Here is a 21,898-nt window from a genome sequence, read left to right as displayed (position 1 = left end):
GCAGGGAAGGTTCTCCGTGTTGCACCTCGCGCGCCCTCGTCAGCTGCCGGACACCGAGGGCGGGGCCGCAGGGGGTGACGGCCGCCCGGGGTGGTTCGGCTGGCGGCACAAGTACCCCCGCGCGGCCCGGAGCGTCACCGTCGGCACCACCGTGCTGGCGGGCGCCCTGGTCCTGTTCGCCCTCCTCATGCCGAACCGGCTGGAGCGGATGTCGTTCGACATGTTTGTGCGCATCCCCGCCGAGGGCGTCCTGCTCGCCGGACTGCTGCTCGCGCTGCCGCCACGGGCCCGGCGGATCACGGCAGGTATCGCGGGGGCGTTCCTCGGGCTGCTCACCGTGCTGAAGTTCGTCGACATGGGCTTCTACTCGGTGCTGGCCCGCCCCTTCGACCTGGTCCTGGACTGGATCCTGCTCGACGACGCGGCCGAGTTCCTGCGGACGTCGGTGGGCCGCACCGGAGAGGTGCTTGCGATCGTCGCCGTCCTGGTGCTGCTCGTGGCCGTGCTGGTGCTGACGACGCTCGCGATGCTGCGGCTGACCTCGCTGATGGTGCGACACCGTCCCGTCGCCGCCCGGACCACGCTGATCCTCGGCACCGCGTGGATCACCTGCGTCACGCTCGGGGTGCAGTTCACCGATGTGCCGGTCGCCTCGAAGATCAACGCCGACTATGTCGACAACCGAATCGAGCAGGTCCAGGCCGGGCTGCGGGACGCGCGGGTCTTCGAGAAGCAGGCGGCCGTCGACGCCTTCGCCGACACACCGCCCGACCAGCTGCTCACGGGGCTGCGCGGCAAGGACGTGCTGTTCACCTTCATCGAGAGCTACGGCCGGGTGGCGATCGACGATCCGGACATGGCCGGGCAGACCGACGCCGTGCTCCAAGAAGGCACGCAGCGGCTGAAGGCGGCCGGTTTCGCCTCGCAGAGCGGCTGGCTCAGGTCGCCGGTGACGGGTGCGGGCAGCTGGCTCGCCCACTCGACCTTCCTGTCCGGACTGTGGATCAAGAACCAGCAGCGGTACCGGAGTCTGACCACCAGCGACCGGGCCACGCTCACCAGCTACTTCCAAAAGACCGGCGACTGGCGCACGGTCGGGATCGTGCCGGGCGTGCGGCGGGCCTGGCCGGAGGGCAAGTACTTCGGGCTCGACCACATCTACGACTCCGAGCACCTCGGCTACCACGGCCCGTACTTCAGCTGGACGCCCGTGCCCGACCAGTTCAGCCTGGAGGCCTTCGAGCGCCTTGAGCACGGCAGGAAGAACCGCGACCCGATCATGGCCGAGATCATCCTGGCCTCCAGCCACAACCCCTGGGCGCCCGTCGCCCGCATGATCGACTGGGAGGAGCTCGGCGACGGCTCGGTCTTCCACGGCATCAAGGAGGACGGCAAGGACCCCAAGGAGGTCTGGAAGAGCCCGGACAGCGTCCGCGCCGAGTACGCCAACGCCGTCGAGTACTCCCTGCGCAGCCTGGTCGAGTACGTCGAGCGCTACGGCGACGACGACACCGTTCTGGTCTTCCTCGGCGACCACCAGCCCGTGCCGACGGTCACCGCGGGCAGCGACAGCAAGGACGTGCCGGTCACGATCGTCGCCCGCGACCCGAAGGTGCTGGACCGGATCGCCGACTGGGGCTGGACGGACGGGCTGAAGCCGGCCGCGGACGCCCCGCAGTGGGGCATGGACAAGTTCCGGGACCGGTTCATGACGGCGTACGGCCCGGACGGCGGGTGACGTACGGGGCGTGGGCGTGCGGGATCCGGCACGCGGGTTCAGGAGGATGCCGAGCGACGGCAGTTCACCGGCCGGTGCGGTGGTGTCGATCTGCTGGTCGCGGCCATCGCGGTTGGCCACATCCGTCGGCTGTCGATCAGCCTCGTAACATCGTCCGCTGGTGGCTCACATCGCTGATCGGGGGACAATCATGGGACGGCCTGACGACCGCATCGCATCAACCCTGCGCTTTGCGACGGAACTTGTCGCCTGGGTCGCCACCCCCTGGGCGCTGTCCGGGTACTCGTGGCTGCTCGCCGCCCTGGCTGTGGCGGCTTTGATCGGTCTCCCGACTGTCTTCTCCACGCCGGGAGACAAGGCGCAGGTCATCGTCCCGGTGCCGGGCTGGGTCACGATCGTGCTTGTGCTGCTCCAGCTTGCCGCGGCCGTGATCTCCGCGTGGCTGGTTTGGCCCTCCTGGGCGGCGACCCTCGTGTCCCTGCTGGCCACCACCACGCTCGTAACGGAGCGCCGACGTTGGCGGTGGCTGATGTCAGCTGATCGGCACTCCGGCTGAGGCTTTCGCCCACCACGCCCCGGTGCGCTCGGGGGCCAGTCGTGCGGCACCGGCCCCACCGCGTTGTCCCGGCGGCGCTCGCCGTTCACCCTGAAGCGGGCCCGTCGAGGAAGCCGTCGACGCGGCGTGCGAACCACTCCGGATCGTCCAGCCAGGGGAAGTGACCGGCGCCGGGCTGGACCGCGAATTCGGCGTGCGGGAACACCTCGGCGGTGCGGCGGGCCAGCTCGGGGCTGGGTCCGCCGTCGAGCTCACCGGCGAGGACGAGCACGGGGGAAGGGAGGCGGGAGAGCGCGGCGCGGGTCGCGGGCGGGTCGAAGGCGCCGTCGGAGCCGTACACCTCGGCGGCCGCGTCGTTGAACTCCTCGTCCCCGCGGGCGTCGTGTTCCCGCGCCGCCTCGTCCCAGCGGCCGTAGAAGAAGGGCGCGAGTTCGGGGCGGAAGTCTCCGGTGCCCGTGAGCCAGGCCTGCAGTGCTCCGAACGCCTCCTCGAACCAGGGCTCGTCCTTGCGCAGCCGTGCGGCCGCCAGCCGGTCCTCGGGCGTGGCCGGTGTCCCGAGCGCCCACGGGTTGGCGGTGACCAGCACCAGCCGCCGTATCCGGTGCGGATGGCGGGCCGCGTAGAGCATGGCGAGGCTGCCGCCCGCGGAGTGCGCCAGCAGGTCCATGCGGTCCAGGCCCAGCTGGGCGCGCAGCGCCTCCACGTCGTCGACGAGCCGGTCGCAGCGGTACGTCGCCGGGTCGGCCGGGGCTTCGGAGTCGCCCGTGCCGCGCAGGTCGAGCCGGACCAGCCGGCGCCGGGCGGCCAGTCCGCCCAGGTCTCCGAGGTAGGCGGAGGCCCGCATCGGGCCGCCGGGCAGGACGACGAGCGGGTTGCCCTCGCCCTGGGAGTGGTAGGCGAGGGCGGTTCCGTCGGGTGCGGTGAAGATCGGCATGGCGCCGAGACTAGGCCGTTCGTGCTGCCCAGCGGGGGAAACCTGTCGGTTCAGGTCAGCACGCGATAGGTCACATGCGTCACCAGACTCGCCGCCCTCGACTTCACCTGCTCCAGCTTCAGCGGCGGAACGCCCTCGAACAGCCGCGTGCCGGCGCCCATCGTGAACGGCGCGATGTGCAGGCGCACTTCGTCGACCAGGCCGGCCGCGAGGTACTGGTTGATCGTGGTCGCCCCGCCGATGATCAGCACATCGCCGTTGCCGGCCGCCGCGCGGGCCTGGGCCAGTGCCGAGGCGATGCCGTCGGTGACGAAGGTGAACGTGGTGCCGCCGTCCATCGGCTGCGGTTCGCGCGCATGGTGGGTGAGCACGAACACCGGCGCGTGGAACGGCGGATTCTCGCCCCACCAGCCGTTCCACTTCCGGTCCCACTCGCCGCGCACCGGGCCGAACATGTTGCGCCCCATGACGAAGGCCTTGGCGGCGGCCAACTCGTCGACCTCGGCCCGGTTCTCGTCGGGGGTGTCGAACATCCAGGCGTGCAGCTTGCCGCCGGAGCCGTCGCCGCCGTCGTCGCCGAAGGGCCGCTCCTCGGTCTGGTTCTGCCCGGCCGAGTATCCGTCGACCGAGATCGTGATGTTGCAGATCACCCTGCCCGTGCTCTGGTTCATTGCTCTCCTCCTCAGGCACCAGTTAAGCGGTCCCGCAGCTCCCTTTTCAGGATCTTGCCGCTGGCGTTGCGCGGCAGTTCGTCGACGAAGAGGACCCGTTTGGGGGCTTTGAAGGAGGTGAGCTTCTCGCGGGCGTGGTCGATGAGTTCGGCCTCGGTGACCTCGCCGCGCGGCACGACGACCGCGGTGACCGCCTCGATCCAGCGCTCGTCGGGCAGTCCGACGACGGCGACCTCGGCGACGGCCTCGTGGGTGTAGAGGGCGTCCTCGACCTGGCGCGAGGCGACCAGGACGCCTCCGGAGTTGATGACGTCCTTCACCCGGTCGACGATCGTGAAGTAGCCGTGGGCGTCACGGACGGCCAGGTCGCCGGAGTGGAACCAGCCGTCGCGGAAGGCCTCGGCGGTCTCCTCGGGCTTGTCCCAGTAGCCCTCGCACAGTTGCGGGGAGCGGTAGACGATCTCGCCGGGTGTGCCGTCGGGCACGTCCTTGCCGTCCTCGTCGACGACCCGGGCGTCGACGAACAGGACGGTGCGCCCGCAGGAGTCCATCCGTCCCTTGTGCTCGTCTGGTGCGAGGACCGTGGCCAGGGGGCCGATCTCGCTCTGGCCGAAGCAGTTGTAGAACGCCAGCTTCGGCAGGCGTGCGCGCAGCCGCTCCAGCACGGGCACCGGCATGATCGAGGCGCCGTAGTACGCCTTGCGCAGGCCCGTGAGCTCGCGGGTGGTGAAGTCGGGGCGGTTGGCCAGGCCGATCCAGACCGTGGGCGGCGCGAACAGACTGTCCACGCGCCCGCCTTCGATCAGGTCGAAGAGCCGGTCGCCGTCGGGCGCGTCGAGGACGATGTTGCTCGCGCCGACCGCGAGATAGGGCACCAGGAAGACGTGCATCTGCGCCGAGTGGTACAGCGGCAGTGCGTGCACGGGCCGGTCGCCCGCGCTCAGGTCGAGGGCGGTGATGGCGCTGAGGTATTCGTGGACGAGCGCGCGGTGCGTCATCATCGCGCCCTTGGGCAGGGCCGTCGTACCCGAGGTGTACAGCAGTTGGACCAGGTCCTCACCGCGCGCCTCGGGGCCGTCGTACGGCGGTGTCGTGGGCAGCAGGTCCAGCAGGGAGCCCTCGGCGTCGCGCAGGGGCAACGTCCGTACGCCGTCCGGGAGTCGGGCGGCGAGGTCGGGGTCGGTGAGCACGAGCGCGCTGCCGGACTGGCCGACGATGTACGCCAGGTCGTCGCCGGTGAGGTTCTGGTTGACCGGCACATGCACCAGGCCGGCGCGGGCGCAGGCGAGGAAGCCGATCAGGTAGGCGTCGGAGTTGTGGCCGTAGGCGCCGACCCGGTCGCCGGGGGCGAGGCCCTGGTCGAGCAGGACGTTCGCCGCGCGGGAGACGGCGTCGTCGAGTGCCTCGTACGTCCAGGAGCGGTCGCGGTGTTCGACCGCGATGCGCGCGGGCGTGCGCCGGGCGCTGCGCCGAAGCACCCCGTCAACCGTGCTGCCGTGTCCAGGCGTCATGGGCAATGATCCTCGAACCGCCGCGGGAAACGGTCAAGATGCCCGGACGCAGATCGCATACCGACCGGTACGCGGATCGTATACCCGTTGGTACGCTCAACCGCCCCTTCCCTCAATGACGTTGGGAGGCACAATGCGCACCCGCCTGAGACGGCTCGTCGTCACGGCCGTGGCCCTGCTCACCGCCACCGCCACGCTGCCGGCGGCAGCGGCCGAGCGGCAGGATCACCAAGGCCGCCACGAACATCCCTCGCACGGCCGCCTGTCCGCCGTGATCCGCTACACCGAGTACGGCATTCCGCACATCGTCGCGAAGGACTACGCGAACCTCGGCTTCGGCACCGGGTGGGCACAGGCCGCGGACCAGGTGTGCACGCTCGCCGACGGTTTCGTGACCGTGCGCGGCGAACGCTCCCGCTACTTCGGCCCCGACGCCACCACCGACTTCTCGCTGTCCTCGGCCACCAGGAACCTGTCCAGCGATCTGTACTTCCGCGGGGTGCGGGAGTCGGGCACGGTGGAGAAGCTGCTCGCCGAACCGGCGCCGCGCGGGCCCGGCCGTCAGGTCAAGGAGCTGATGCGCGGCTTCGCGGCCGGCTACAACGCCTGGCTGGCGCAGAACCCGGTCACCGACCCGGCCTGCAAGGGCGCGGCCTGGGTACGCCCGGTGACCTACCTCGACGTGGTGGCACGCGGCTTCGCCCTGGCCGTGCTCGGCGGCCAGGGACGGGCGGTGGACGGCATCACGGCCGCGCAGCCGCCGACGACCGTCTCCACGCAGTCGCCCGACGCGCAGGACACCGCCCGTGCCGCGCGGGAACTCCTCGCCTCCGACGGCGCGATGGGCTCCAACGCGGTCACCTTCGGCGGGACGACGACCGCGAACGGCCGCGGGCTGCTGCTGGGCAACCCGCACTATCCGTGGCACGGCGGGCGCCGCTTCTGGCAGTCGCAGCAGACCATCCCCGGTGAGCTGAACGTCGCCGGCGGCTCGCTCGTCGGCTCCCCCACGATGTCCGTGGGCCACAATGCGCAGGTTGCCTGGAGTCACACCGTGGCGACGGGCATCCCGCTCAACCTGCACCAGTTGACGCTGGATCCGGCCGATCCGACGGCGTATCTCGTCGACGGCAAGCCGGAGCGCATGACGAAGCGCACGGTCACCGTGGGGGTGAAGGACGGCAATCCCGTGACGCGCACGCAGTGGTGGACGCGGTACGGGCCGGTGGTCACCTCGCTCGGCGCCGTACTGCCGCTGCCGTGGACGAGCACGACGGCGTACGCCCTGAACGACCCCAACTCCGTCAATCTGCGCGGCCTCGACACCGCCCTCGGCTTCAGCAAGGCCCGCAGCGCCGAGGACGTCCTCGGTTCACTCAAGCGCACGCAGGGGCTGCCGTGGGTGAACACGGTCGCCGCCGACTCCGCGGGCCACACCCTGTTCACGCAGTCGCAGGTGCTGCCCCGGATCACCGACGAGCTGGCCCAGCGCTGCTCCACGCCGCTCGGCCGGGTCACCTATCCGTCCTCGGGGCTGGCGATCCTGGACGGTTCGCGCGGTGACTGCTCGCTCGGCGCCGACGCCGACGCCGTCCAGCCGGGGATCTTCGGACCCGCGAAGCTGCCGACGCTGACGGACGCGCCGTATGCGGAGAACTCCAACGACAGTGCCTGGCTGGCGAATACGGACCGGCCGCTGACCGGGTACGAGCGGATCTTCGGCACGGTCGGCACGCAGCGTTCGCTGCGGACGCGGGGCGCGATCGAGGACGTGGCCGGGATGGCCGGGCGCGGCGCGCTGACCGTGCGGGATCTGCAGGCGCTGCAGTTCTCGAACCGGGCGCCCGCGGGCGACCTGACCGCCGCGGACGCGGCGAAGGCCTGTGCCGCGCTGCCCGGTGGCACCGCAACGGGCAGCGACGGCAAGGCGGTTGACGTCTCGGAGGCCTGCGCGGCGCTCGCGGCCTGGGACCGCACCACGGACACCGCAAGCCGCGGCGCACTGCTCTTCGACCGGTTCTGGCGGAGGCTGACGGCCACCGTCCCGGCGGCGCAGCTGTGGAAGGTGCCGTTCTCGGCGACGGACCCCGTGCGCACCCCCAACACGCTCAACACGGACGCCCCGGGCTTCGCCACGGCGCTCGCGGATGCGGTCGCAGAGCTGCGGGCGGCGGGCATTCCGCTCGGTTCCCGGCTCGGGGACCACCAGTTCGTCGTGCGGGGCGGCGAGCGCATCCCCGTCCCGGGCGGCACCGAGGGGCTGGGCGTCTGGAACAAGATCGAGCCGGTGTGGGACCCGGCGCACGGCGGCTATACGGAGGTCACGACCGGCTCCAGCTACATCCAGGCCGTGGGCTGGGACGGCAGCCGTTGCCCGGTCGCCCGCACCTTGCTGTCGTACTCCCAGTCGTCGAACCCCGCCTCGGCCCACTACGCCGACCAGACCCGCCTGTTCTCCCAGGAGCGGTGGGTGACCTCCCGGTTCTGCGAGAAGGACATCCTCACCTCGCCGGATCTGCGGATGGTCCGTGTGTCGGAGCGCTGAGCCCCGGATGGTGCGGGGCTAGACGCAGGAGGTGGCGGGCGGGCAGAACCAGCTCACCGCCATCTGCAGGAGCCGCAGTTCGTCGTCGCCGCCGTCGGCGGCGGGGCCGTACGAGGCCACGGCGTAGATGTTGCCGTCCTCGCCCACGAAGCGCAGGTCGTAGACGTGCCAGGGGCCGGGGGCGGCTTCGCCGTCGAGGGAGTCGGCGGCGTACTCCAGCAGGGAGCCGGTGAAGTCGGCGTCGTCCAGGTTCGTCAGGGAGAGCTGGACGAAGCCGTCGGGTTTGGGGAAGTCGGGGGCCAGGAACAGCTCGAAGGACGCGTCGGGAGAGGACTCCGCCACCTCGAACACCTGGAGTTTCCGCTCCCCTTCGGGGCTGCGGTAGGCGACCACGTCCATGCCGTACTGGGACTTCGTCGCGGTGCGCGACCACCAGTCCTCGGGAACGGCGATCCGGAAGCCCTCCGGGTCGTCGAAGAGCACGTAGTCGGCGGGGAGTTCCCCGTTGTCGGGCGTGGGCGTCGTGTCCGACGGGGACGGCTCCGGCTCGCTGCGGGGCGTGGTGGGCGAGAGGTCGGGTGAGGCGGGTGTGCTCGCGCCCGCCGCCCGGCCGTTGCCTCCGCCGTCCGCCAGGGCCACGGCCAGGCCCACGGCGGCCCCGACGGCGACGACCGTGAGCAGCACCGCCGTCCACACCGTCCGGCGGTCCCGTCCGGCGCGAGGGTGGGGCGCCGGCCGGGACAGACGCACGGTCGTGTCGGGCGCCGGCGGGGGCCCGGTGGGGGCCTCGTCCGGACGGGGCGGCGGGGGCGGGGTGGTCTGGCCCGGGCCCACGGGGCCGTCCTCCCAGCGCTGGGTCTCCTCGTTCCAGTGGCGTTGTCCGCCGTTCATCCCTCTCGTCCCCCGCTCATCTCTTCATCTCTCACATCCCGAGCAGCCCGGCCACGGCGCCGGCCGACGCGAACAGGCCCAGCACGGTCTCGGCGTCCGCGAGCAGGTCACGCAGCCGTCGCCGGCCGCCCTCGCCGGCGCTTCCGGTGCGGGTGATCTCGTCCTCGGTGTCGGCCAGGGCCTCGTCAAGGCGCCGGGCCGGGTCGTCCTGGCGCAGGCGCGCGAGGTCGGCACGGAGTTCGCGTACGGCCTTCAGCAGCTCCGCGGTGGCCTGGTCGGGCCCCTGCGCCGTACCGTGCCGGCCCTCCGCGCGGGCGTGGCTGCCGATGGCGAAGGTGCTGCCGTGGACGTCGCCGATGCTGACGGTGGGTTCGTTCGCCGAGGTCATCGCTGCCGGTTCCCTTCTGGCGGTACGGGGCCGCCGGTCGACGCGGAGGAGGCGTGTGCGTGCCTGCCGACCGCGAACGTGCTGTGCGCGACGGAGTCGATGTGCACCCCGCCCTGGCTGATGTTGATGACCTTCTGCACGAACTCGCCTGTCTGGTAGCCGTGTTGGGCAAGAGCCGTGCGTACGCCGTGGGTGATGCGGTCCTGGACGCTCCTGAGGTAGCGGTCGACGTCCATCTGCTGGAACAGCGATCCGGACCGGGCCGCGCCCAGCTCGCGCACCGACAGCGCGGGGCCGTCGGGCAGCGCGTGTCCGTGGCCGCCGGTCAGCAGCTGCCAGCCGTAGACCACCGCCTGGCACACGGTGACGAAGGAGCGCACCGCGGAGGCGGGCACCTGGGCCGCGGCCCAACTGATCTTCCCCAGTGCGTTGTTGTTGCGGAACCGGTGGGCCGCGCGGTCGGCGTCCTTGAAGTCCTCGCGGATCGGCATCAGTACGTGCGGGGCGATCTCCAGCATGAGCATGTTGCCCTGTGTGTGGGTGCGCACGAAGACGGTGACGACCAGTTCCTCCTCCCAGCCGCCGACGCGGACGCGCAGGAAGTGCCGCCGCTTCTCGGCGCCCTCCTCGACCGCGCGCGCCCGGTGCTCCTCGAAGGCCTGCCGGTGGTACGGCGCCTCCTCGCGCCGCCCGATCCCCTCGGCGGGCAGGAACACGCACTCGTCGACCTCCAGCCAGCGCAGCCGGTCACGCACCAGCTGGCCCGCGTACTTCGAGGGGATCCGCAGCCCTTCGAGGAGCGGCCGGACGGTCTCCAGGACGGTCCGGTTGCTCAGCGGCCGGGGTGTGCCCGTGTCGTCGGGCCGCATCTCGACGGCGAGCACCCAGGTGTCGTAGGCGGCGCCGGCCCCGCAGAACGGCCGGGCCTCGTGGTACATGATCAGCGGTTCGTGCTGTTCGTGGCGGATGCGGTCCTTCACGTACTGGAACCGCAGTCCCTCGGCCCGCTCCGCCGGGTCGCCCGCGGCGTCCGGGAAGCGCCGCGGGGACAGTTCGCCGCCCAGGGCCCGTGCGAACTGGCTGCGCTGGGCGCCCGCGCACAGTGCGACCGCCACGAACAGCGCAAGGGCGAGCCAGGCCTGAAGCGGGGTGATCGAGCCATCGCCGCCGGCCACCGCCGAGGCGAGCGGCAGCAGCGCCCTGAGCTCGCCCTTCCAGCCCGGTTCGTCGTCGTAGGGGTCGGTCAGGTCGTCGGTGCCGGTGAAGGCGACCATCGCGGTGGCGGCGAGGAAGAACGCAAAGACGACACGGCCGAGCCAGCGCAGGACCAGTGACATCAACCGCCGGGCGAACGGCGGGCGTTCCTCCTTGCCGCGCACCGCGACCCCGCCCGCGAGCAGCAGGCTGGGCAGCAGATAGCCCGCCAACAGCCGGTCGGTCAGCGGCAGTCCCAGCACCCACAGGGCCACGATCCCCGCGGCCCAGGCCACCTCCAGGCGCCGGGACCGCAGGGCGTGCGCGAGGACACGGGCGGCGTCGAAGCCCAGCGAAGGGGCCACGATCCGCTGCTTGTTGAGGTGCAGTTCCTCGATGACCCGGTCCCGGAAGACGGGGTCGAGATAGGTGCCCGCACACAGCAGCCGGGTGGCCTCGCTGGCGTGGGGCGGAGTGGCGGGCGCAAGTGGTGCGGACGCGGGTGTCCACGGCGGTTGTTGCGGTACGGTGTTCAACGAAATCCCCCGATGTACCGAAAACCACCTCAGAGTCAAGCCTTCTGAGGACCCATCAGCATACGACGGGCTGCCGTTCCCACCGAGGCTCGGGAATGCGAATACGCTCTGTGATGGCGCCGATGACGGGGTGGCCTCACCTGCTCAAGGCGTAGCCGGCCCGGTGTCACACCGGTCGTGTGCGGCCCTCCCAGTACGGATCGCGCAGTCGCCGCTTGTACAGCTTGCCGTTGGGGTCGCGGGGCATCTCGGTGATGAAGTCGATGCTCCTGGGGCGCTTGTAGCCGGCGAGGCGGTCGGCGCAGTGGTCCAGGAGCGTGCCGGCGAGGGCGGGGCCGGGGTCGTGGCCGGGGGCCGGTTCGACGACGGCCTTGACCTCCTCGCCCCAGTCGTCGTGCGGTACGCCGAAGACGGCGGCGTCGGCGACGGCGGGGTGGGCGAGGAGGGCGGACTCGATCTCGGCGGGATAGATGTTGACCCCGCCGGAGATGATCATGTCGATCTTGCGGTCGCGGAGGAAGAGATAGCCGTCCTCGTCGAGGTAGCCGAGGTCACCGACGGTGAAGAAGTCGCCGATCCGGTTCTTCTTCGTCTTCTGTTCGTCCTTGTGGTAGGCGAAGCCGCCGGTGTTCATCTTCAGGTAGACGGTGCCGAGTTCGCCGGGCGGGAGGCGGTTGCCGTCGTCGTCGAAGACGGCCAGTTCGCTGATCGGCCAGGCCTTGCCCACGGTGCCCGGCTTCTTCAGCCAGTCCTCGGCGGTGGCGAAGGCGCCGCCGCCCTCGCTGGCCGCGTAGTACTCCTCGACGCAGTGGCCCCACCAGTCGATCATGGCCCGTTTGACGTGGTCGGGGCAGGGCGCGGCGCCGTGGATGGCGTGCCGCATGGAGGAGACGTCGTAGCGCTGCCGTATCTCCTCGGGGAGGGCCAGCAGGCGGTGGAACTGGGTCGGGACCATATGGGTGTGGGTGCACTTCTCGCGGTCGATCAGCCGGAGCATCTCCTGTGGCGTCCACTTGTCCATCAGCACCAGTCGGTGCCCGATGTGCAGGGACGCGCCCGCGAACTGGAGCACGGCGGTGTGGTACAGCGGCGAGCAGACGAGGTGCACGTTGTCGTCGAACGGCCTGATGCCGAAGATGCCGAGGAATCCGCCGAGGTAGGCCTCCTCGGGGAGCTTGCCGGGCAGCGGGCGGCGGATGCCGCGGGGGCGGCCGGTGGTGCCCGAGGTGTAGTTCATGACCCAGCCGAGGGTGCGGTCCGCGGGCGCCGACTCCGGCTGCCCGTCGAGGAGTTCGGCGTACGGGCGGAAGCCCTCGACCGTCCCGACCGCGAATCGGTGCGTGGCCGGCAGGCCCGCCTCGTCGGCGGCCCGGCGCGCCTGGTCGGCGAAGCGCTCATGGGTCACGAGGACCTTGGCGCCGGAGTCGGCGACGATCCAGGCGATCTCGGGGCCGACGAGGTGGTGGTTGACGGGCACGAGATAGAACCCGGCCTGGGAGGCGGCCAGGTAGGCGGTGAGGAACGCGACGCCGTTGGGCAGCACGACCGCGAAGGCGTCGCCGCGTTCCAGGCCGGCGGCGCGCAGTCCGTGCACGAGGCGGTTGGCGGCGGCGTGCAGGCGGCCGGCGGTCCACGCCTCGCCGTCCGGGGCGACGAGGACCGTGCGGTCGGGGTCGGCGGTGGCCTGGGCCCAGAAGCCCGCGGGGGCTGCGCTCGTCACTGGCCGCTCCTTCCGGCGATGCGGTTGATGCGGTCGACGGCCCGCTCGAAGCCGCGGGTGAGGTCGTCGAAGACGGCCCGGACGCTGCGTTCGCTGTTCATCCGGCCGACGATCTGACCGACAGGTGTGCCGAGGAGCGGTTCGACCTCGTACTTCTGGATGCGTGAGACGGCCTCGGCGACGAGGAGGCCCTGGAGCGGCATCGGGAGGGTGCCGGGTCCGGCCGGGTCGTCCCAGGCGTCGGTCCATTCGGTACGCAGCTGGCGTGCGGGTTTCCCGGTCAGTGCGCGGGAGCGGACGGTGTCGCCGGAGCCGGCGGCGAGCAGTTTGCGGGTCAGGGCCGCCGAGTGGAGGTCGGCTTCCGTGGTGGTCAGCCACAGGGAGCCCAGCCACACACCCTGGGCGCCGAGGGCGAGTGCGGCGGCGACCTGCTGTCCGCTGCCGATGCCGCCCGCGGCGAGGACGGGCAGCGGGTCCACGGCGTCGACGACCTCGGGGGTGAGCACCATGGAGGCGATCTCGCCGGTGTGGCCGCCGGCCTCGTAGCCCTGGGCGACGACGATGTCGATGCCCGCGTCCTTGTGCTTGACGGCGTGGCGGGCACTCCCCGCCAGCGCGGCGACGAGGACGTCCTGGTCGTGGGCGCGGTCCACCACGTCGGCGGGCGGCGAGCCGAGGGCGTTGGCCAGCAGCTTGATCGGGTAGTCGAAGGCGACGTCGAGCTGGGTGCGGGCGACCTGCTCCATCCAGCCGGTGATGCGCCAGCCGGAGGCCTCGCCCTCGGCGAGTTCGGGCACGCCGTACTTGGCGAGGGTGTCCTGGACGAACGCCCGGTGCTGCGCGGGGATCATCGCCTCGACATCGGCCTCGCTGACGCCTTCGACCTTCTTGGCGGGCATGACGACGTCCAGGCCGTAGGGCCGGCCGTCGATGTGCGCCTCGATCCAGTCGAGGTCGCGTTTGAGGTCGTCGGGGGCGGTGTAGCGGACCGCGCCGAGCACTCCGAAGCCGCCGGCCCGGCTGATGGCCGCGGCGACGGCGGGGAACGGCGTGAAGCCGAAGACGGCGTGCTCGACTCCCAGTGTCTTGCTCAGCTCCGTCTGCATGGGCGCAGGATGCCGGAGTCCCGTGGAGGACGGAAGGGGTTTCCTGATGGACCGTCAGATTTCTTCTGGCGGTGGCCTGGTTGACACGACCTGCGCCTGACACGAAAGTTTCACCGCGCAAGGTGATCCCGGAAAGATACTTTCAGGCGCAGCGGGAGGACCCTCGATGACCGACAGCAGACACGGCCTGACCCGACGTCAACTGGGCCGAAGAGCCCTGGCCCTGGGCGGCGCCCTGACCCTCGCCCCGCTCCCCGCGGGACCGGCGGCCGCCGCCACCGGCCGCAGCACCCTGCGCCCCGGCACCCCGGAGGAGGCCGGACTCCTCCCCGCCCACCTGCGCAAACTCGTCACCGACGCCGAGGCGTTCCTGAGCCCCTCCCCCAGGCACCCCTGGTACGCGGGCGCCGTCCTGCTCGCCGGCCGGGGCGGCACCGTGGCCCTGCACCAGCCGATCGGCATGGCGGTGCGCTATGCGGCGTACGACGAGAAGACCGACACCGGCGTCGAGTTCCCGGCCGACGAACAGATCCCGATGGCCGAGGACACCGTCTTCGATCTCGCCTCGGTGTCCAAGCTGTTCACCTCGATGCTCGCCGTGCAGCAGATCGAGCGCGGCACGCTGGAGCTGGAGGCGACGGTCGCCTCGTACCTGCCGGAGTTCGGCGCGGCCGGCAAGCAGGACATGACGATCCGTCAACTCCTCACCCACACCTCGGGATTCCGCGCCTGGATCCCGCTGTACAACGCGCCCACCTACGAGGAGAAGCTCCGCCTCATCTGGAACGAGGCCCCGCTCAACCCGCCCGGCACCCGCTATCTCTACTCCGACCTGAATCTGATCTCCCTCCAGCTCGTGCTGGAGCGGATCACCGGACGCACCCTGGACGTCCTCCTCCACGAGGACATCACCGGCCCGCTCGGCATGACCGGCACCCGCTACAACCCGCCCGCCTCCTGGAAGCCGCGGATCGCGGCCACCGAGGACGCCCGCAAGCCCTGGTCCGGCCTGGACCGGGGGCTGGTGTGGGGCGAGGTGCACGACGAGAACGCCTTCAGCCTCGGCGGAGTCGCCGGGCACGCGGGCGTGTTCTCCTGCGCCTGGGACCTGGCGGTGCTCGGCCGGACCCTGCTCAACGGGGGCGCGTACGGCAGAACGCGCGTCCTCGAACCCGAGTCGGTGGAGCTGATGTTCACCGACTTCAACACCGCCTTCCCCGGTGACGAGCACGGCCTCGGCTTCGAGCTCTACCAGCACTGGTACATGGGCGCCATGGCAACGCCGCACACCGCCGGGCACACCGGGTTCACCGGCACCTCGCTGGTGCTGGACCCGTCGACGGACTCGTTCCTGGTCGTGCTCGGCAACTCCGTGCACCCCGTGCGCAGTTGGCGCTCCGGCTCGGCCCCGCGGGTGGCCGCCGCCAACAACCTGGCGCGGGCCGTGCCGGTCCGCCCACGCCATGGCCGTACCGCCTGGTTCTCCGGCATGGCGGGCTCCACCACCGCCACGCTCGCGCTGCCTGCGCTGGACACCTCGGCCGGCGGCGCACGGCTGCGCTGCTCCCTGTGGTGGGACACCGAGCCGCAGTCGGACGTCCTGGTGCTGGAGGCCTCGGCGGACGGGGGTGCCACCTGGCAGCCGGTGCCGTTCACGACCGTCCGGCCCGGCGGGCAGCCGCAGGAGCGTCCGGCAGGCTCGGTCACCGGCTGGTCGGGACGCGTCTGGCACCGGCTCGCGGCGGACCTTCCGGCCGCCCGGCAGCTCACGCTGCGCTGGCGCTACGCCACCGACCGGCTGTACGTGGGCCGGGGCGCGTACGTCGACGGGCTGCACGTCGAGAACGCCGACGGCACGCTGTTCGACGAGGCACGCCCGGCGGACGCGGCGCGGATCACGGCATCCGGCTGGACGGCGTCCGCCGACTGAGAGGCGGGGGGAAATTCGGGTGCCGACCGGCAAGGCGCGCACTACGGTGGTCGTCGTTCAGGTGCGCTGGCTGTGGCTACTTCGCCTCTCAAGCGGGCAACGCGGGTTCGAATCCCGTCGCCGGCCCTGCCGGTGTCGTCCAGCGGCCCAGGACGCCTACAGTGCGCCGCCGCCGTTCCAGATCTCTGAACACCTTGGCACGAGCCGCCCGCAGCACGGCGGGCGGCTTCGCCCCCTTTCAGGGCTCCCACACCTCCGGTCCGCCGCCCTGCCACTCGATCAGCGAGGACTGGACGACGTCCATCTCGTCCCAGTCCTGCAGCCCAGCCTCCTGCACGAACGCCGCGACATCGAGCAGCCGATAGGCGATACCGACGTATCTGCCGTCGATACGGACGCGACGGCCGCCGTCCGCGACGGGCGGGAGCACGACGACAGGGTGATCGGTGGCCATGACGCCAGCCTGCCGGTGCGGCGGGCGGGGCGCACGGTGGGGTGCTCCAGTCGCGGGGCGGGGCAGCGCACGGAACGGCTCCGGCATCGGCCGCCCCTACCGCGCCTGATCCGCACAGGCTGCCGGGACCTGCGTGGCGTCCTCGGCGGTCAGCTCCCGTGCCACGGCCTTGATGTTCTCCTCGACGATGGTCGGAAGGTCCGCGACCGGAGGATGGCCGGGGTAGGCACGCTCCATCGCGGCGGTGATCGACTTCTGCTCGCCGGAAGTGACCGTGTCGCCCCCGGGCGAGTCCGGGGCGACGGCCGGACGGACGAGGCCCCGGAACCGCTGGAGGTACCGGCGCTGGTCGTCGATGAGCGCCCGGGCCGGACCCGGGGCTCCGTGGCCCGGGTACAGCGTCCTCGCCTCGGGGAAACGGCCGCCGAGCCGGGTCAGGACCCGGAGCCAACCGCAGGTGTTCCCCTCGATCAGGGCCGGCGTGACGTCGCGTGTCGCCAGGTCGCCGGAGAAGAGGTCCGCGGTGTCGGGACGGTAGTAGACGGTCGCGGTGTCGGACTCGCCCTCGGCGAACTGGGCGGTCTCGAAGCGCAGACCACCGACCCGCACCGATGCGCCGTCGTCGAAGGTCCGGTCGGCGTAGGTGAGTTCGGCGGGGAATCGGGGGTTCGCCGAACGGGCCAGCGGATAGAAGCCGCGCCTGTCCTCCCGCATCGCCTTGTCGGTCGCCCTGGAGGCATGGATGGGGGCGTCCGGGAATGCCTTGTGGAAGGCGCCCGCGCCGCCCACATGGTCGGGATGGGAGTGGGTCAGCAGAATGGCGACGACGGGTTCGCCGGTCTTCCTGATCCGCTCGATCGCCGTCCGGGCGTCGGCCGGCGTGCGCAGGGTGTCGACGAGGACCAGCCCTTCCGGCGCCTCGATCCAGTAGGTGTTGACGGATCCCGGGTTGGGCGAGGCGTACCGTCCCGGCGGTGTCGCCTTCGCTGCCGGCTTCTCGGAGGTGTCGTCGTCCGCACAGCCGGCGACCCAGGTGAGGGCGCATACGGTGGCGGAGCCGGCGGCCAGCAGCCGCCGCAGTCGCTGCTTCATCCGGAACCTTCGTGACGTCGGGCACGCGAGGGAGCGGCGAAGGCGTCCCGGTGCGCGAGGGCCCACTGGCGGAAGGTGCGGGGCGGGCGGCCGGTCACCTCCTCCACGGTGGGGTGGATCAGGGACTCGTCGATGGTCCCGTCGCGGTAGAAGCTGAAGAACGCGTCGATGTACTCCTCCGGGACACGTCCGCTCATGTCGGCCCGCGCCTCCTCGTCCGTGAGGGCATCGAAGCGCAGATCGCGGTCGAGTACCTCGGCCAGGACGGCCAGACGCTCGGCGGGCAGGAGCCGTTCCGGGCCGCTCAGTACGTGGACGCGCTCCTCGTGGCCGGAATCGAGCAGGGCCCGGACGGCGACGGCGGCGATGTCGTAGGGGTCGACGGAGGCGATGGGCACGTCGCCGAAGGCGTCCTTGACGACGTCGCCCTCGCACAGTTGGGGCAACCAGCGCAGGGCGTTCGACATAAAGGCGCCTGGACGCAGGAACGTCCAGGCCAGGCCGGACTCGCGGGCCGCCGTCTCGGAGCGGATCATGAACTCCGAGATGGCGTTGCGGGTGTCGGTGGCGACGGCGGCCAGACTGGACACCAGCACCACGCGTTCCACCCCCGCCCGGCGCGCCCCGGCGAGCAGGCCCGGCATGTCGCGGTAGCCGGGCAGCAGGAACACCCCGCGGACGCCGTCGAGGGCCGGGCCGAGGGAGTCCGGATCGTTGAGATCGCCGACGACTTGCTCGACGGGCAGCTCGGCGGGTTTGCGCACCAGCGCGCGAGCCGGCTGCCCGGCCCGGACGAGCGCCTGGACGACTTCGCCGCCGACCTGGCCGGTGGCTCCGGTGACAAGGATCATCGCAGGGTCCTCCCGAAGTGTGCGGCCACCGTGTCCGCGGCAAGGGTGACCTGCGGGTTCTGGTCGTAGAAGTCGAACTGGGTGCCCTCTGTCCAGAGGATGTCCCTGGGGCCGGCCAGCCCCGCGTGGAAGCGGCGGGCGCCGTCCGGGATGGCGGCGTCCTCGCTGTGGACGAGCACGGTGGGCCGAGTGATCCGCGGTGCCAGGGCGATGGAGTCGTAGGTGAGCCAGTCCTCCCAGGCCAGCACGGCGAAGCGGTTGGGCCAGGCCGGAGTTCCGCCGCGTTCCGGGTTGAGGTAGAAGTCGATGTCGTACGGCATGGCCGCGCGTTCGTCGGTGGCGCTGACCACCGGGACGTAGTCGATCTCGCCGGTCCGCGCGAACCGGGCGCGGGCCTCGCCGGCGAGCTTGATCTTCTGGGCGACCGCGTCCGCGCCCCCGTAGGCGGCCTCGCAGATCGCGGCGTCGTGCAGCCAGGGTGCGACCAGGGCGAGGGAGCCGATGCGCGGGTCGTGCGCCGTACTGTCGGCCATGTACATCGCGGCCGCACAGATTCCCAGGGCGCCCAGCCGGTCGGCGTCGACCGACGGGTGGGCGGCCAGGAACGTCACCGCGTGCCGGATGTCGTTGACCTTGCGCGCCGGGTCCTCCACATCGCGCGGCTCGCCCTCGGACTCGCCGAAGCCGGTGAAGTCGAACGACAGGGCGGCGTATCCGCGGTCGGCCAGCCGTGCCGCGTAACGGTCGGCCATCAGCTCCTTGACGCTCGTCCAGGTCCCGGCCACCACGATGCCCGGAGCCGGGGTCCCGCCCTCGGGCAGGAACAGATTGCCGGTCAGGGTGACCCCACCGCTGGGGAAGGTGACCTTGTGCTGGGTCGTCACGAACGGTCCTCTCTCGATGGGCAGTTGGCTTGAGCGAGTCGGCACGGACGAGGGCGGAGCCGGACACCGTGAAGGGGGCGTTCGCGAGTTCTTCCGCACCGTGCTGGGCCGTTCCGGCCGACGGGAAGATTCTGGCCGCGGCGCAGTCGTCGGGGGAAACAGCGAAATCTTGTGCCGGGCACCGCATATCGCTGTGGCGGCTAGGGTGTTGGACGTGAGCGACATCGAACTGCGGCACCTGCGTTCGTTTCTGGTCGTGGCCCGGCAGCGGTCCATCACCGGTGCGGGGGCGGCGCTCCACCTCACACAACAGGCGGTGTCGACGCATGTGCGGCAGCTCGAACGCGCCCTGGGTGTCGACCTGTTGGTGCGCACCTCGCGCGGCGTTCTGCTCACGGCCGCCGGGGAGGAGCTGGCTTCCGGGGGCTCGACGGTCATCGACGACGTCGCCCGCCTCGCGGCACGGGTCCGCGCCGTGGCGAACGCCCAGACCGGCACCCTCCGGCTGGCCTGCTGCCCCGCCGCCACCACCCTGTTCGCCGTCGATGTGGCCGAGGCCCTGGAGGCGGCGATACCCGGTCTGCGGGTGACCCTGAAGGGCGCCCAGACCCCCCGGCAGGAGCTCGACCTGCTCGGCAACGGGCGTGCGGACGCGGCCTTCATGTGGCTGCCGGTCGGTGACGTGGGGCTGCACACCGCGGTCGTCCGCACCGATCCGCGAGCCGTCGTGCTGTCCACCCGCCATCCCCTGGCCGACCGCCCCACCCTCACGCTCGCCGACCTGGCCGACGACCCGGTGGTGCGGCCCGACGTCCTTACGTCGCCGGAGTCCGAACGGTTCTGGCTCGCCGACCCGCGGCCCGACGGCCGCCCCGCGCCGCGCGGCCCGCTGGTGGCCGCCGTGGAGGACTGTCTGCTGGAGGTCGGCCGCGGCCGCGGCATCTGGTTCGCCCCGCACCCGCTGCACGCCCTGATGCCCGCGGGCAATGTGCGCTGGATCCCGGTCACGGACGCGGAGCCCTTCGACCTCGCGGTGGTGTGGAACGACCCCGCCCCACAGCCTCTGATCACGCGTCTGATCGCCGAGGTCCGCGCCGTCACCGGCCACGACCGGCACCTTCACGCCGCGTGAAGCCGTAACGCCGAAGGGCCGCTCAGCCGGGCACGTCCAGGCGCTGTGTGCCGACCACCGAAAGCAGTCGCAGCGCCTCCTCGGACGGCGAGCCCGGCTCGGCGGTGTAGATGACGACCCGCTGGTCGAGTTCGGTGATGTCCAGGACGTCGCAGTTGACCAGCACCCGTCCGACGAGCGGGTGGTCGAAGGTCTTGCGGAGGGTGGGCCGGGCGATCACGCAGTGCTCGGCCCAGAGCCGGGCGAACTCCTCACTGCCGGCGAGGAGTTCGTCGACCAGCCCGGTCACCTCGGGGTCGTTCGGGTAGCGGGCCGCCGCGGCGCGCAGGTCGTTGGTGGCGGCAGCGGCGAACCCGCCGGCGTCGGAGATGCCGTACAGCGGCTTCCCCTCCTGGTAGGGGCCGAGGAAGCAGCGCCGGATCAGGTTGCGTTCCGGGCGGGAGAGCGCGGAGAAGTCCTCCATCAGGGCGGTGGCCAGATGGTTCCAGGCGATGACCTCGTACGTCGCCGAGATCACGATCGCCGCGGCCATCGGCAGCCGGTCCAGCAGGTCGACGAGGCTCTGCCGCACCTCGCGCGAGGGTCCGGGCGGCGGGCCCGGCGGGGTGCCGGCCAGGTGGTGGAGATGGTCGCGCTCGGGGTCCGACAGCCGCAGGGCGCGGGCGAGCTGGGCCAGCACCTCGCGAGACGGATGCGGGCCGCGGGCCTGCTCCAGCCGGGTGTAGTACTCGGTGGAGATGAACGCCAGCTGCGCCACCTCCTCGCGGCGCAGCCCCGGGGTACGGCGGCGCGGCCCCGCGGGCAGGCCCACGTCGGCGGGGGTGATGCGCTCGCGCCGGCTGCGCAGGAAGTCGGCAAGTTGTCGTCGGTCCACCGCTCCAGTGTGCGGGGGCGGCGAGCCGGTCATCCAGGTACCGGGAGTGCCTGGATGGGCCCCGCGGCCGGGCACAGGCTCGTCGGTATGACTCACACAGCAACCACCACACCCCTGCTCGCCGACAAGGTCGCCCTCATCACCGGCGCCGGCCGGGGCATCGGCGCGGCCGCCGCCCGGCTCTTCGCCCGGGAGGGCGCCCGTGTCCTGCTCGCCGCCCGCACCGAGAGCCAGCTCAAGGCGGTGACCGAGGAGATCCGGGCCGCCGGGGGCACCGCCGACCACGTGCGCTGCGACCTGGCGGACCCGCAGAGCGTGCGGGCCGCCGTGGACCGGGCCGTCGAGTTGTACGGCCGTCTCGACATCGCCTTCAACAACGGGGCGACGGCCCAGGAGCCCGGCCCGATGGACCGGCTGGCGGAGGCCGACTTCGACCACGTGTACACGGTGAACCTCAAGGGCCCCTGGCTGGCCATGAACGCCGAGATCGCCGCCATCCGCGCCACCGCCGGACGCGGGGCGATCGTCAACACCTCCAGCGTCGGCAGTCTGATGGCCAACCCCTGGCTGCCCGCGTACGGCGCGCTCAAGCGAGCGTTGAACAGCCTCACCGCGTCGGCCGCGGCCACGTACGGCCCGGAGGGCATCCGGGTCAACGCCGTCTCGCCGGGCACCACGCTCACGGAGATGCTGCACGAGTGGGACGAGCGGACTCCGGGCATCATCGACCAGCTCAACTCCCAGACCCCGCTGGGCCGCGCCGCGGACCCGGAGGAGATCGCCGAGGCCGCCGCGTGGCTGCTCAGCGACCGTGCCTCCTATGTCACCGGGACAGTGCTGCGGGTGGACGGCGGGATGCAGGCCTGAGCGCTCCGCTCGAAGTGCAGCGCT

19 protein-coding genes and 1 tRNA gene are annotated in these 21,898 nt (G+C 71.8%); 7 read left to right on the top strand and 13 right to left on the bottom strand.

The genetic code is table 11. The features are described 5' to 3' along the window. The first annotated feature begins 187 nt into the window (after positions 1-187). Together AB0Q90_RS13785 and AB0Q90_RS13780 are read left to right on the top strand one after the other, a co-directional pair. On the top strand, positions 188-1,738 hold the full coding sequence (locus tag AB0Q90_RS13785; RefSeq protein ID WP_363162096.1) for a sulfatase: 1,551 nt from the start codon (positions 188-190) through the stop codon (positions 1,736-1,738). 190 nt (positions 1,739-1,928) lie between these two features. Further along, positions 1,929-2,294 carry a hypothetical protein gene (locus AB0Q90_RS13780; RefSeq protein ID WP_363162030.1) on the top strand — a complete coding sequence of 122 codons (366 nt, stop codon included), beginning with the start codon at positions 1,929-1,931 and terminating at the stop codon, positions 2,292-2,294. Positions 2,295-2,379: 85 nt separating this feature from the next. On the opposite strand, the gene AB0Q90_RS13775 is transcribed toward AB0Q90_RS13780, so the two are convergent. The 3 genes from AB0Q90_RS13775 to AB0Q90_RS13765 are packed head-to-tail and all read right to left on the bottom strand — an operon-like array spanning position 2,380 to position 5,410. Continuing rightward, positions 2,380-3,228: an alpha/beta hydrolase gene (locus AB0Q90_RS13775; RefSeq protein ID WP_363162029.1), complete on the bottom strand. Its 849-nt coding sequence runs from the start codon at positions 3,226-3,228 to the stop codon at positions 2,380-2,382. Positions 3,229-3,278: 50 nt separating this feature from the next. Continuing rightward, the gene (locus AB0Q90_RS13770; protein ID WP_363162028.1) at positions 3,279-3,899 is read right to left on the bottom strand and encodes a dihydrofolate reductase family protein; all 621 of its coding nucleotides are present in this window, start codon (positions 3,897-3,899) and stop codon (positions 3,279-3,281) included. An 11-nt stretch (positions 3,900-3,910) separates the two neighbouring features. After that, on the bottom strand, positions 3,911-5,410 hold the full coding sequence (locus AB0Q90_RS13765) for an acyl-CoA synthetase (protein WP_363162027.1): 1,500 nt from the start codon (positions 5,408-5,410) through the stop codon (positions 3,911-3,913). 133 nt (positions 5,411-5,543) lie between these two features. On the opposite strand from AB0Q90_RS13765, the gene AB0Q90_RS13760 reads away from it, so the two are divergent. After that, positions 5,544-7,955, top strand: coding sequence for a penicillin acylase family protein (locus AB0Q90_RS13760; protein ID WP_363162026.1), 2,412 nt, complete (start codon positions 5,544-5,546; stop codon positions 7,953-7,955). 18 nt (positions 7,956-7,973) lie between these two features. Here AB0Q90_RS13760 and AB0Q90_RS13755 read toward each other — a convergent pair whose 3' ends face one another. From AB0Q90_RS13755 to AB0Q90_RS13735, 5 genes are all read right to left on the bottom strand, one after another. After that, positions 7,974-8,846 carry a hypothetical protein gene (locus AB0Q90_RS13755; protein ID WP_363162025.1) on the bottom strand — a complete coding sequence of 291 codons (873 nt, stop codon included), beginning with the start codon at positions 8,844-8,846 and terminating at the stop codon, positions 7,974-7,976. 31 nt (positions 8,847-8,877) lie between these two features. Next, complete coding sequence (locus tag AB0Q90_RS13750) at positions 8,878-9,234, bottom strand: hypothetical protein (RefSeq protein WP_363162024.1); 357 nt, start codon at positions 9,232-9,234, stop codon at positions 8,878-8,880. Then, positions 9,231-10,970, bottom strand: a complete 1,740-nt coding sequence (locus AB0Q90_RS13745; RefSeq protein ID WP_363162095.1) for a hypothetical protein — start codon at positions 10,968-10,970, stop codon at positions 9,231-9,233. Before AB0Q90_RS13745 ends, AB0Q90_RS13750 begins: the two co-directional genes overlap by 4 nt. Before the next feature lie 160 nt (positions 10,971-11,130). Next, complete coding sequence (locus AB0Q90_RS13740) at positions 11,131-12,684, bottom strand: acyl-CoA synthetase (RefSeq protein ID WP_363162023.1); 1,554 nt, start codon at positions 12,682-12,684, stop codon at positions 11,131-11,133. Beyond that, positions 12,681-13,790: a nitronate monooxygenase family protein gene (locus AB0Q90_RS13735; protein WP_363162022.1), complete on the bottom strand. Its 1,110-nt coding sequence runs from the start codon at positions 13,788-13,790 to the stop codon at positions 12,681-12,683. Before AB0Q90_RS13735 ends, AB0Q90_RS13740 begins: the two co-directional genes overlap by 4 nt. A gap of 166 nt (positions 13,791-13,956) precedes the next feature. Between AB0Q90_RS13735 and AB0Q90_RS13730 the strand changes: the two genes are divergently transcribed. After that, the gene (locus AB0Q90_RS13730) at positions 13,957-15,720 is read left to right on the top strand and encodes a serine hydrolase (RefSeq protein ID WP_363162021.1); all 1,764 of its coding nucleotides are present in this window, start codon (positions 13,957-13,959) and stop codon (positions 15,718-15,720) included. Between the two features lie 65 nt (positions 15,721-15,785). Continuing rightward, positions 15,786-15,846, top strand: a tRNA-OTHER gene (locus tag AB0Q90_RS13725). Between the two features lie 112 nt (positions 15,847-15,958). Here the strand turns inward: AB0Q90_RS13725 and AB0Q90_RS13720 are convergent. The 4 genes from AB0Q90_RS13720 to AB0Q90_RS13705 all read right to left on the bottom strand — a co-directional run bounded on the left by AB0Q90_RS13720 (position 15,959) and on the right by AB0Q90_RS13705 (position 19,001). Further along, positions 15,959-16,174, bottom strand: a complete 216-nt coding sequence (locus AB0Q90_RS13720; protein ID WP_363162020.1) for a hypothetical protein — start codon at positions 16,172-16,174, stop codon at positions 15,959-15,961. Between the two features lie 96 nt (positions 16,175-16,270). Beyond that, positions 16,271-17,266, bottom strand: a complete 996-nt coding sequence (locus AB0Q90_RS13715) for an MBL fold metallo-hydrolase (RefSeq protein WP_363162019.1) — start codon at positions 17,264-17,266, stop codon at positions 16,271-16,273. Further along, positions 17,263-18,117 carry an NAD(P)H-binding protein gene (locus AB0Q90_RS13710; RefSeq protein WP_363162018.1) on the bottom strand — a complete coding sequence of 285 codons (855 nt, stop codon included), beginning with the start codon at positions 18,115-18,117 and terminating at the stop codon, positions 17,263-17,265. The genes AB0Q90_RS13715 and AB0Q90_RS13710 overlap by 4 nt, the downstream gene beginning before the upstream one ends. Then, the gene (locus AB0Q90_RS13705; RefSeq protein WP_363162017.1) at positions 18,114-19,001 is read right to left on the bottom strand and encodes an alpha/beta fold hydrolase; all 888 of its coding nucleotides are present in this window, start codon (positions 18,999-19,001) and stop codon (positions 18,114-18,116) included. The genes AB0Q90_RS13710 and AB0Q90_RS13705 overlap by 4 nt, the downstream gene beginning before the upstream one ends. 214 nt (positions 19,002-19,215) lie before the next feature. On the opposite strand from AB0Q90_RS13705, the gene AB0Q90_RS13700 reads away from it, so the two are divergent. Further along, positions 19,216-20,133, top strand: coding sequence for a LysR family transcriptional regulator (locus tag AB0Q90_RS13700; protein ID WP_363162016.1), 918 nt, complete (start codon positions 19,216-19,218; stop codon positions 20,131-20,133). 22 nt (positions 20,134-20,155) lie between these two features. Here AB0Q90_RS13700 and AB0Q90_RS13695 read toward each other — a convergent pair whose 3' ends face one another. After that, on the bottom strand, positions 20,156-21,007 hold the full coding sequence (locus tag AB0Q90_RS13695) for a helix-turn-helix transcriptional regulator (RefSeq protein ID WP_363162015.1): 852 nt from the start codon (positions 21,005-21,007) through the stop codon (positions 20,156-20,158). An 87-nt stretch (positions 21,008-21,094) separates the two neighbouring features. On the opposite strand from AB0Q90_RS13695, the gene AB0Q90_RS13690 reads away from it, so the two are divergent. Further along, a complete protein-coding gene (locus AB0Q90_RS13690) occupies positions 21,095-21,874 on the top strand; it encodes a glucose 1-dehydrogenase (protein ID WP_363162014.1) in 780 nt (259 codons plus the stop codon). Positions 21,875-21,898: the final 24 nt, after the last annotated feature.

Source organism: Streptomyces sp. NPDC079141 (assembly GCF_040686775.1).
Classification (GTDB): Bacteria; Actinomycetota; Actinomycetes; order Streptomycetales; family Streptomycetaceae; genus Streptomyces.
This window is presented reverse-complemented; position numbering and strand designations above follow the sequence as displayed.